Source organism: uncultured Acetobacterium sp., assembly GCF_927416815.1.
Taxonomy (GTDB): domain Bacteria; phylum Bacillota; class Clostridia; order Eubacteriales; family Eubacteriaceae; genus Acetobacterium.
Genome location: NZ_CAKMJU010000049.1, coordinates 1 through 11,921 on the forward strand (window position 1 = coordinate 1; position 11,921 = coordinate 11,921).

Consider the following 11,921-nt stretch of genomic DNA (forward strand, 5'->3'; position numbering starts at 1 on the left):
CAGCGGTAATTTGAGTCAATTGCGGACGATCAGCAACTTCTTTTGAAAGCGCGCTCAAGTCATCGGCGGCTACTTGGTGATTGGGTTTTTGTTCAAATATAATTAAATAAAAATCCTCATCCTGAGCCGTTGATGACTTCCTAAGCAATGGAATCACCCGGATGATAATGCTGACCGTTTCACGGTCGCCTTTTATTGGGATCAGTGCAGAACTAGCAGCAGTTTGACGGGTGACAGCCTGGTGCAGGGTTTTGTGTAAATCGCGGCGTAATTTTGACCGTGCCATTTTCAGGACATTGTTAAACCCGGAATAACCCTGAGCCGGCTCTAGAAAAAGTCCGGTATGTCCATAAACGTAGCGAATATTTCCTAATTTATCAACCAACACCCCTGATGCCGCATAAACCTTCAACAGCGCTTCCTGGGTAAGTTCCTGGACAGTCTTCTGTTTGGGTTTGACACTTCGAACAATAGTAAAAAAAGAAGGCCAGTCCAACCTGCCTGTTAATGGCAAAAAACGATTTTTTAAGCGGAATTTATTTTTGCTCTGAAACACATGCTTTGCTTTATTTAAGTCTTCCATCTTCCGTTCCTCCTTCAGGTTAAACGCTTGTTTCTGCTCTTGCCATCTTAAAATGGCTTTTGGTAGACAGCGGGCATAATAAATTTATAATTGGTTTTTTTAAGATTAAGTGATTCGGCATGACCGATGAACAAATATCCCCCAGGTTCGGTATAATTGTAGATTTTCTCGACCAATCGATCCTTGGTGGCCTGATCGAAGTAAATCATCACATTTCGGCAAAAAACAACATCAAACTTCTTCTTAAAAACAAAGGTCGGGGTCATCAGATTAAAGCGCCTGAAAATAACTTCTTTCTTGATCTCATCAACGACCATCATTTGATTGCTGTCATGGTTCTGGAAATACCTTAGTTTCCAGTTAGGGGGTAATACCTGAAGGCGGTCTTTCTCATAGATTCCTTTTTTAGCGACATCTAATACCTTGTTTGAGATATCCGTGGCCAACAGTTTTTTATCCCATAAATGCGCCTCTGATCCAAAAAAATCAGCCATGATCATCGCCAGGGTATAGGGTTCTTCCCCGGTGGAGCTAGCTGCACACCACAGTCTAATATCGTGATTTTTTTGTTCGCCCTTTTTTTTCTTTAAATAGGGCAGCACGGTATTTTTAAAATACTCAAAATGTTCTGGCTCACGCATGAAAAACGTATGGTTTGTCGAAACCTTATCGATTAACACCGAACTGGCTTCTCCGGTTTTATCTGAAATTAAATAATCATAATAATCTGTGAAGCTATCAAAACCCAACTCCACAAGTAGCTTATGAAGCCGACCCATGAGCAGGAGTTGTTTCTCTTTTTTTAACTCAATGCCATATTCACTGTGAATATATTCGGTTAACATGGCGAACTCTTTTTCGCTGATTTGAATCATTTTTCACATCCTTTATTCTGGTTTAGGGGCTGCGCTGATTGGTTGAATTGTCCTGACCAAGAGCGAGCTAGCTTAATCTAGTTTACCCCAGCCCGGGGTTAAAGTAAATACTGAATTTTTGAGATGTTCCCCAGGCTTTGTCGGAATTAAGTGAAAAACGAGATTCGTAGTTTTTTGAATAATAAAATTAACTTGTCAGCGATTAAAAAAAGGTCTATAATGGAATAAATCTTATCTAGAATGGAGAACGAATATGGCTATTGTATGGACCCCAGCATTATCAGTTGGCGTAGAAAACATTGATTCACAGCATAAAATCTGGTTTGAAAAAGCAGATCAACTTTTCGAAGCTGGGAAAACCGGAAAATCCAAGGAAGTTATTGCTCAGATGTTTGATTTTCTTGACGATTATACCAAACAGCATTTTAAAGATGAAGAAGCCTACATGACAAAAATAAAATATCCCGATATCGCAGAACAAAAGAAATTACATCAGGGTTTTATTCAGGAACTCGCTAAGCTTAAAAAGGATTATCAGGAATCCGGTGGAAACATCACCGTAATCATCAATGCCAACCAGATGATCGTTAATTGGCTGACCAAGCATATTTCCACTGTCGACAAAAAAATTGGTGCATATGCGAAAACCCTATAAAAATCAAACCGCAGTCTCATTCGAGATTACGGTTTTTTTAATGATTTTTAAGCGCCGTGCAGCTTATTTTAAAGCGGTTCCTCATAAAACCCGATTTTTCCTAGAACCTCAGTTAATTTAGCGATATCAATTGGTTTTGATGCATAGGCATTGCAACCATAATCGAAGGCCGCCTGAACCGTCTGGGTTTCGCCCAGGACGGTGGTCATAATGATCTTAGACCGTTCTTTTTCGGTGATACCATTTTGGTGTTCCAGATCCCTGATCGTTTTTAGCACCTGAATGCCATCTATTTTAGGCATCATCACATCCAGACAGATTAAATCATAGGGCGAACCTTCCTGCCCCGCTAGCAAATAGGCATCGATGGCTTCGAGGCCATCGACCACCAGATCGCAATCACCAAAGCGGCTCATAAATTTAAATAAGAATTTGCGACTACTTAAATCATCTTCAACAATTAAAATTCGCTTCATTTCAACTCTCCCACAACCTTACTGGCATGCATCAGCAGCCAGGTTTCACTGATCTGTTCTAAATACTTGGCAACCTTTTCGGTTTTCTCTTTTCTGATTTCTAACTCCATTTTAAAAACCAGATTCTTCATGACCTCAATGTCCATTTCTTCAAACTTGCCTTTTAATTGATGGGCGATGACTTCCATCAAAACAAGATTATCTTGCTCCAGAAAATGCTTCAGGCTTTCAATTATTTTGGTTACTTCCGAGATTTCTTGTTCACCCAGGGTTAAATTCCCGGTGACGGTCGGCTTGCTGATTTTCCATTCCTTTTCATAAAGACTGCTGATTACTTTGGAAACCGGTGTACTTTCGGTTATTCTGGAATGACTAAGGTATTTTTTTAAAAGCACCTGCATCTGCTGGCGATCCAATGGTTTGGATAAATAACCATCCATTCCGCTGGCTTTAAAAATTTCTTCATCCCCTTTTAATGCAAAGGCCGTTAAGGCAATGATGGGGGTATGACAGTTCCGTGAATTCCCCCTTTCACCTGATTTTGAACAGGATTGCGCTTGATTTTCCTGGCCGCGAATGATCCGGGTGGCTTCGACCCCATCCATCACCGGCATCTGGGCATCCATCAGAATAACATCATAATTATTTTTCGAAGCTGCATTTACCCCTTCTAATCCATTAGCCGCCACATCAACCATTGCCCCCAAGCTTTCAAGCATTTTAACGATCACGATCTGATTGCCCCGGTCATCTTCAACCAGCAAAAACCGACTTCCTGAAAAGCTGTCTTCGCCCTCAGCTTCTGTGGCTGTCTCACCCGGTTTATTGGTAATGATCATCGGCAGAAAAATTGAAAAGGTTGTTCCGACGCCCACCTGACTGGTGAAGCTTACCCCACCCCCCATCAACTCCAGCAGTTGTTTGGTAATGACCAGCCCCAATCCGGTGCCGCCATATTCCCGGGTATAGGAGCCATCAATCTGAGTAAAGCTCTTAAACAGAGTCGAATAATCCTTTACCGCAATCCCAATCCCGGTATCGGCAATGGAGATTTTTTGAATAATCTCATCGGTTTTTCCTGGTGCCAGCTCTTGACTCACGGTGACTTTAACAGCGCCTTGATTCGTGAATTTAATGGCATTGCTAATTAAGTTATTTAAAATCTGCTTAAGCCGCATGCTGTCACCGATGACAAAGTTTGAAATAATGTCTTGATAATCGACGGTCAGATCCAGATATTTTTCGAGCGCATGTTTTTTATGGGTTTTGACGGTTGATTCAATCAGATCCAAGAGATTAAAGCTCATCGGATTAATCATCAGTTTACCAGCTTCGATTTTTGCAAAGTCGAGAATATCATTGATAATGGTAATCAGCGATGCTACACAGCCTTTGGCGGTTCTCAGATTATCGCGCTGTTCTTCGGAGAGCGGTTCGAGGGCGGTAAGATCAATCATTCCGACAATGCCATTTAGGGGGGTGCGAATTTCATGGCTCATGTTTGCCAAAAACTCACTTTTTGCCCGATTGGCTTCTTCGGACCGTTCGATCGCTTGTTTTAGTTTCTTTTCCGTTTTCTTCTTCTGGTTGATGTCTGATGAAAGGACTGCAATATAGCCAGATTCGGGACTGTAAATCGAACCTTCCACCCATTTTTTCAGGCGAATCATATAATATTCTTCGAGCGGGATATTTTCTCCATGGGCGAGCACCTCCTGGAAGCGATTAAAGAGTCCCAGGCTTTCTTCAGTTTCTAAGAAGCCCATTTCCGATAGTTTGTGGCCAATCACATCTTCTCGCTTAACCTCAAAAAGTTTCTCGGTGGCCAGATTCATCTCCACCAATTCTGCATCAATCAGCTTTTGTTGGTCATCGTACAAGGCCTTAAAATATGAAAGGCTGTTGTCCATGTACTTAAACAGTGAAAAGTATTTTTTCTGACTTTTTAAAAAAAGCTCTTCGGCAAAGCGCTCATCATGAATGTCCAGAAATAAACCGATCATCCCCGCATATTCATGGTTTTTGTCGTAGAAAGGACGCCCCATCCCCCGAAAAATGCGGTAGGTATTGTTTGGCGCCAGCAGTTCAAGCTCAATATCGAGGTTGCATTTTTCATCGAAGGATTGCTTTAGGGTATCAATAAAGCGCTGATGATCCTGCGGTTTCATATGATTTTTCAGATTTCGCAAAAAATCATCCCGGGAGATTCGCATAAAGGCTTTAAAGGTCTGATTAATAAAATCACAGCGTTGATCACGGTCAATTCGATAGATCATCACCGGTAAACTATCCAAAATGGAGAGGCTGGCTTCCCGGGCTTCTTTTAAACCCTTTTCATAATAATATTGTTCAGTCATATCTTCTAAGGTGATAATGTACTCAGCATGATTGGCTGTGATAATCGGCATGATGCTTAAATTTAAATACCGGGTTTCGTCAATCCCATGATTGATATAATTGACGATAATTGAACGGTTTCTGACTATTTTCTTTTCTGCCAGCACATGGCTTGCGATTTTTCTAAAATGGCAAAATCCGCAATTTTGCGCGTTACCGCAGCCCCCGCTGAGACTAAAGACGCATCCCAGAGCGTCGCCAAAGGCACTACCAATGACATTTTGCAGGCTCAGGTTGAAGGTCTTTAGAAAGGCACGATTGGCCCGGGTAATGATTAAACCGTCATCGATGACTAACATACTGGTTGGCAGCAGATCAAACATCATCTTTAAATTGTTGCGCTCTTTTTTAATCGTTTTTTCGGCCTCGATGATTCTGGAAATATCCCGAAAGACCACCACCCTGCCGATATAATCGCCATTATCCGACAAGAGTGGGGATAAGCGGGCGGACAGGTAGTATTTACTACCTTCTGCTGTGACATAATAGGAACGTCTTGGTAATCCGATACTTTCGGCCATCTGACCATTTTTAGCATTTGTCCAGAATTTCACTGGCAGATCCGAACCATCCCGAAAGATCTTAAAAACCTCCAGGAAGGGTTTGCCCAGAACATCTGGTAAACTGAAGCCCAGAATATTCAGGGCTTCAGCATTGGCAAAATCCATCTGATCGTCCATATTACAGGTAATGATGGCGTCACCGGCACTGTTAAGGGTTGATACCAACCAGGCCTTATCTTTGTTTATGATTTGCTGTCTCATTTCGTCCATTGTATTTCTCCAGGTTAATTGTTTTTATTGATGCGGTTCTCTTTTAGCTTTGTTAATACTTGCCGTAATCATCATCACTTAGGATGATCGTGTTACTTGGTTGTAAATGGCTGCTCTGACTCGATCTTTTGGTGACGGATTGACGGTTTTGTTCTTTCATATTTTCAAACATCCGCATCATTTCCGGGCTGACATTTTCATAGCCGGCAGCGCCCATAAAGCCACCCCGTTTTAGTTTAAATCGGGAAACCTGTTCTTTTAGCATTTCGGCCTGGCTGGCTAATTCTTCACTGGCGGCGGCGGTTTCCTGGGATGTCGCCGAAGTGGCCTGAACCACATTGGCAATTTGTGTGATACCCTGATTAATCTGCTCAACCCCGATCGCCTGCTCATTAGAGGCCACTGAGATATTGCTGATCAGGCCATAAACCTGTTCAATTGAATCAACAATCGAAACCAGTGCGGCGGCGGTTTCGTTGGCAATTTTTGTGCCCCCCTCAACTTTTTTGATCGAGCCTTCAATCAGGGCAGTGGTCTCTTTGGCAGCGCTAGCTGAGCGGGCGGCAAGGTTTCGTACTTCGACCGCGACAACGGCAAAGCCCTTTCCGTTTTGACCGGCCTTAGCCGCTTCAACGGCCGCGTTGAGCGCCAGAATGTTGGTCTGGAAGGCAATCTCATCAATCACCTTAATGATCTTGGAGATATTATTGGATGATTCGCTAATGTCTTCCATCGAACCGAGCATCTGCTGCATCCGGCTGTTTCCCTGGTTGGCATTATCCTTGGTGTTTTCAGCCAGCTGATTGGCCCGATCAGCATTTTCGGCATTCAGCCGGGTCTGGGAGGCGATTTCTTCGATCGAGGAGGTCAGTTCTTCAATCGAAGAGGCCTGTTCGGTAGCACCCTGGGACAGCGAAATACTAGAATCAGAGACCTGCCGTGAACCCGAGGCGACCTGCTCGGTGGCTTCGTTGATATTGACCATTACCTCATTGATATTAGTCGACATCCGATTAAAGGCACCGGCCAGTTCCCCCATTTCATCCCTGGTGTTGATATCGATCGAGACATCGAGATCGCCGTCAGCCATCCTTTTTGAGGCATCAACCATTTTATTGATCGGCTTTTTAATGGTAGCAGCGATAAACAGACCCAGCAGGATCGATAGAATCATCCCCCCGATGATTAATACGATGGTGATCAGGGTCGAGGTCGTCGCGATGGCGGTATTGTTGATAGCGGTTTCTTCAGCCACTTGTAGTTTAATCTCGATCATCCGGTCGAAATCGCTGTCTAATTTAGCAGCTGCGCTAGTATAGTCACCGTTTTTCATCAGCGCGATCGCTTCGGCCTGTTTCCCCTGTTTAGCCAGCGCAATGATTTCTGGTACAGCCTTATCCATCTTTTCTTTTTGGGCAAAGGTATCTTCTACCAGTTGCTTGCCTTCATCGGAGAAGAGGGTTGTCTGAAAGCTTTTTAAGTTGCTTTCAAAAACAGTGTTTTCATCCATGATAGCCGCTTCATAGCGAGCAATTTCTTCACTGTTATTGGACAAGATAATCCCATCCAGATCGTTGCTAATCCCCTTTAAGGATTTTATCATGATGATCATTTCGCCCAGGGGTACCGTCATCTTTTCATAAAGATAGGTGTCTTGTCGGTCGACCGCCTGGATATTGATTACCCCCATCAGACCGATCCCGCCAGCAATCAATGCCACCACAATAAAACCGAGAATCAACTTTGTACCAATTTTTAGATTATAAAACCATTTCATCCCTTAGCCCTCATCTTTCTGATTCGTTAAAATTTCGACTTCCTGATTGGATAATAATTTGTCGCAGTCAAGCAGTAGTTTGACTGCATTGCCGACCTTGCCGATGCTTTTGACAAATTGGTTGGAGACCCCGGAGCTAAGCATTGGCTGTTGGATGATATCCGCTTCCTCAAAAGAAATGACCTCCGAGACACTATCGACTATCAATCCCACGGTGTTATTCCCCACTTCGATGACAATCACACAGGATCGTTCATCGTATTCGACAAATTGTTTTTGAAAGCGCAGCCGCATATCCATTAGCGGAATAATTTGGCCTCTGAGGTTAAAGATCCCGCGAACAAAGGCTGGCAGTTCCGGAACTTCGGTAAATGGCAGAATGCCAATAATTTCGCTGACATAGCCGATCCACAACCCATAATACTCACGGTCAAGCTCGAAGGTAAGATACATCCCCAGCTGATCATCTTCTGGTTCAAGCGCTGCTACTACTTCTGCTTCCATTTTTTCAACTCCCGTCTATATAAACTTAAAAGCAATTAATTTACTGAACCCGCAGGCCGGTCAGGCCGCTGATGTCCATAATCAGGCTGATACTGCCATCCGGAAGGAGGGTGCAGCCAGCCAAACCGAGTATTTTTTTCATTGAATTGACATAGTTGGGCAATGCCTTAACGACCACCTGTTGCTGTCCTAAGAGTTCATCCGCAAAGACACAGATGACCTTTTCTTCCTGCTCCACCATGATCAGGATCCCCTTGGTTAAATCGGTTTCAGCATTTTTTATCTGATAGTGCTGATGGAGCCGCAAAATCGGATAGCACTGGCCGCGGATCATCACCATCTCGTTGTTATCGGGATCCATCATGCAATCATTTTGATCTGGCCGAAATGATTCGGAAATGGTGGTAATGGGAATGGTATAGCGGGATTTTCCGACCCGGATATTCATACCCTCAACAATTGCCAGTGTGAGTGGGATTTTCAGGGTGATTGTGGTGCCGTGGTCGACTTCGCTGTCGACCAGTACGGTGCCCCCGACCTCGTCGAGATTTTTGGTGACCACGTCCATGCCGACACCCCGACCTGAAAATTCGGTAATGTTTTCCTTGGTCGAGAATCCCGGCAGCAGAATCAGTTTAAAGATATCGCGATCACTCATTTCCGCCTCTGGCTTTGTCAGTAGATCATTTTGTCGGGCTTTTTCGAGAATCCGCTCCTTATTCAAACCGCGGCCGTCATCTTTGATGACAATCAAGACATCACTGCCAACGTTCTTGGCTTCTAGAACGATGTGCCCGGCTTTATCCTTACCCTTGGCCAGCCGTTCCGCTTCGCTTTCAATGCCGTGATCAATGGCATTGCGGATGATGTGCATCAGTGGGTCAGAAATATGTTCAATAATATTTTTATCGACTTCGGTTTCTTCGCCATATAGATCGAGTACCACTTCGCGGTTTAACTTTTTACACATATCCCGGACAATTCGGTTCATCTTAACAAAAGTGGTCGAAAGCGGTACCATCCGGATCGACATCACCATGTCCTGGAGTTCCACGGTAATCTTATGGAGTTCAATCGAGGCCTTGTGAAAATTTTCCGACTGAATCGCTTCAACCTCAGGACACTGGGTAACCATCGATTCGGTGATCATCAGTTCACCAACTAAATTCATCAGATTGTCGAGTTTATCGACATTGACACTAATCATTTTCTGAGTCGCAGTGGTATTATTTTTCTGGGGGTCCTCAGTCACGATAACGTTTGCAGGTGAACTGGCGGGCGTGCACAGGTCCCGATCTGGCAGTGCAAAATTGTCAATCGACGGTGCTTCTTCGGGGGTGTTTCGAAATGCATCTAAGCGATGATCTTCGATTTCACGAAAAAGAAGCTGGTCAATATAGATAATATTTTCAAAATGAGCCTTGATCTCCTCATAAGAAATTTCGGTCTTAAAAAATATTTCAAAGCCATTTTCCCGGATATAGGATGCCGTTTGTGGATTGTCGGCAATGTCTGCCGGTAAATAATAGACTTCTTCAACCATTTCGGCAAGTCCAAACACCAGGGTATAGGCGCGGATATTTTCCATTTTGCAATCATCGTCGTAATGCACAATCACATGATAGCAAGCCCCCTCTGACGCCATTCCCGATTCCTGAGCCAACCAGTCTTCGGTCGATGGCAGATCCTGCTTTTTTTCCTGGGGGATATAATATTGTTGCTGTTTTTTCTGATTTTTGTTTTGGTTACTCTCAGCGCCAAAAATATTTCTCAATTCATCAAGAAAAGTATTAAGCTGCTCAATAAGAAATGCCGGGTCGCCATCGGCATCGCTTAAATTTGCAATTTTTTTGACTTCCGCTTTGATAAAATCGACGCATTCCAGAACCAGATCAGACACTGCAGAAAAATCCAGTCCATCAGGCTTCTGTTCCCGGATAAAATAAAAAATATCCTCGACCACATGAGCAACTTTTTCGATGTTGTCAAACAGCATCATCGCTGATGAGCCCTTGATGGTGTGCATAAAGCGAAAAATTTCACTGACATCATCCGGTGTAAATCCGCCGTTTTTTTCGCTGCAAATAATAACTTGTTCCAGTTGTTCAAGATTTTGGGTCGTTTCAAAGATGTAGACTTCCATCATCGGTTCATTTTCGAAATTTCTTGTCACATTTGTCACCTCTCTGACATCTGGTTTATCACACGGATTAAGCATAAATTTTGACTGCCTATGCGCCACTGTTCTGCGATAAAAGCCGAAGCCTTCACGCCGACTATGACTTTTTTCGGATATGAGCCCATTCCCTGTTTTTTATACACCGATTTTTTGATTCTAAACAAAAAAAATGATTTAATCGTTTTGTTTTGTATATTTCGGCAATATTTTTTTAACATCTCAAAATGTTAATTTAGATCTTTTTTTCTCGCACTTAAACCATTGCAAAGTTTATCTTTAAAAAAAAGACGTTCATCCCGACCTGATCGGCTTGAAGAGATCAGCGGGAAGAACGCTTTTTAAAATTTAAACACATTTTAATTAATTTGTCAAAGAGATATTCACAGCTGTTATTTTATGTATCTGGTCAGTCTTTTACCAGTTCTGCGCATGCATTGACTTATTTAATGTTGTTTTTAACCGCATTAACTTTTTGACACGTTCAATCATTGCGGTTGGATTAATCGTTTCCCTAAAATTGTTTATCGCTTAAAAAGCATTTGACTTTTTCTTCACGTGCTGTAATATCACTGGATTGTTTATATTTTCCCAATACACATGCTGCTGTTATTTTTCCATCCGATAAGAATATGACTCGATCTGCCCTTGCAGCAACTTTTGCATCGTGGGTAACAATCAAAATCGTCGTTCCACTCTGATTAATGCCATTCATTATATCCATAACTGCGATTGCAGAACTAGAATTGAGTGCCCCCGTCGGTTCATCGCAAAATATTATTTTAGGTTGATTTATTAGTGCTCTGCAGATTGCGGCCCTTTGTAACTGCCCACCGGATACTTTATTAATATCGTGGTTAGCCAGATGGTCAATCCCCATACTTTTCATTAACTGTTTTGCTTTTTGGTAGACTATTTCTCGAGCTTCCTTTCTTAATTTTAAGCCAGGTAGTAAGATATTATCTTCGATAGAAAGGTTTTTTAATAAATGAGCGTGTTGAAAAATAAACCCCATATGCTCAAGTCGATACTTACTCATCACTTCCTCTGACATGTTTGAATAATTTTCACCACCAAAACGAACCGTTCCAGAAGTCATCCAGTCCATTCCACTTATATTATACAAAAGAGTTGACTTTCCTGAGCCGGACTGTCCCATAATTGCTACAAATTCCCCTTCTTCAATTTCAAGATCAATCGAGTTTAATACTGTTACTTTTTGATTATTTTCAGTGCCGAAAGTTTTTGTTAAATCTGTTGCCTGTAATAAAACACACATTAATATAACCCCCATCTTCTATTCATTTGTCAAATCAATAATATTAAATTCTTTAGCACTGCTTTGACAGTGCCATGTTATCACAAATGAAACGATCAATAATATACCTGGACATATCAATAAACTAAGCCAATTAACGACAAATTGAAACTCGGCCAAGCCAACTCCCATTAATGATAACATTGTGCCAATTAAATTCTCTCCTGAAAATATCGCTATCAATGCGCCTAGTATTATACCAATGCATGCCGTCAGGGTAGATTGCAATAAATATTGCCTGCTAATCTCTTTTCTAGTAAAGCCAATTGCTTTTAGAATGGCGCATTTTGAATATTCTTTTACCGTTTTCAACTTAATAAATAATGCGATCATAAAGCCTGACATGAAGATCGCTACGATACTGCTAATCCATGCGACACTGTAAAA

Annotated in this window: 10 protein-coding genes; 1 reads left to right on the plus strand and 9 read right to left on the minus strand. The window is 42.4% G+C overall.

Annotation, left to right across the window (positions count from 1 at the left end):
- Both QZ998_RS08340 and QZ998_RS08345 read right to left on the minus strand, forming a co-directional pair.
- On the minus strand, window positions 1-583 hold a 583-nt coding region (locus QZ998_RS08340), incomplete at its 3' end, for a hypothetical protein (protein ID WP_296559640.1).
- 47 nt (window positions 584-630) lie between these two features.
- Window positions 631-1,458 carry a protein-glutamate O-methyltransferase CheR gene (locus tag QZ998_RS08345; protein WP_296559641.1) on the minus strand — a complete coding sequence of 276 codons (828 nt, stop codon included), beginning with the start codon at window positions 1,456-1,458 and terminating at the stop codon, window positions 631-633.
- Between the two features lie 253 nt (window positions 1,459-1,711).
- Between QZ998_RS08345 and QZ998_RS08350 the strand changes: the two genes are divergently transcribed.
- The gene (locus tag QZ998_RS08350) at window positions 1,712-2,113 is read left to right on the plus strand and encodes a bacteriohemerythrin (RefSeq protein ID WP_296559642.1); all 402 of its coding nucleotides are present in this window, start codon (window positions 1,712-1,714) and stop codon (window positions 2,111-2,113) included.
- 68 nt (window positions 2,114-2,181) lie between these two features.
- Here the strand turns inward: QZ998_RS08350 and QZ998_RS08355 are convergent, their stop codons facing one another.
- From QZ998_RS08355 to QZ998_RS08385, 7 genes are all read right to left on the minus strand, one after another.
- Window positions 2,182-2,589: a response regulator gene (locus QZ998_RS08355; protein ID WP_296559643.1), complete on the minus strand. Its 408-nt coding sequence runs from the start codon at window positions 2,587-2,589 to the stop codon at window positions 2,182-2,184.
- Window positions 2,586-5,759: an ATP-binding protein gene (locus tag QZ998_RS08360; protein WP_296559645.1), complete on the minus strand. Its 3,174-nt coding sequence runs from the start codon at window positions 5,757-5,759 to the stop codon at window positions 2,586-2,588. Before QZ998_RS08360 ends, QZ998_RS08355 begins: the two co-directional genes overlap by 4 nt.
- A 52-nt stretch (window positions 5,760-5,811) precedes the next feature.
- Window positions 5,812-7,536 carry a methyl-accepting chemotaxis protein gene (locus tag QZ998_RS08365; RefSeq protein ID WP_296559646.1) on the minus strand — a complete coding sequence of 575 codons (1,725 nt, stop codon included), beginning with the start codon at window positions 7,534-7,536 and terminating at the stop codon, window positions 5,812-5,814.
- A gap of 3 nt (window positions 7,537-7,539) precedes the next feature.
- Window positions 7,540-8,040: a chemotaxis protein CheW gene (locus tag QZ998_RS08370; protein WP_296559648.1), complete on the minus strand. Its 501-nt coding sequence runs from the start codon at window positions 8,038-8,040 to the stop codon at window positions 7,540-7,542.
- 40 nt (window positions 8,041-8,080) lie between these two features.
- Window positions 8,081-10,213 (minus strand): chemotaxis protein CheA, encoded by a 2,133-nt coding sequence (locus tag QZ998_RS08375; RefSeq protein ID WP_296559650.1) that lies wholly within the window; start codon window positions 10,211-10,213, stop codon window positions 8,081-8,083.
- Window positions 10,214-10,730: 517 nt separating this feature from the next.
- On the minus strand, window positions 10,731-11,495 hold the full coding sequence (locus QZ998_RS08380; protein ID WP_296559652.1) for an ABC transporter ATP-binding protein: 765 nt from the start codon (window positions 11,493-11,495) through the stop codon (window positions 10,731-10,733).
- Window positions 11,496-11,513: 18 nt separating this feature from the next.
- Window positions 11,514-11,921 (minus strand): FtsX-like permease family protein (locus tag QZ998_RS08385; RefSeq protein ID WP_296559654.1); only part of this gene is annotated, 408 nt, incomplete at its 5' end.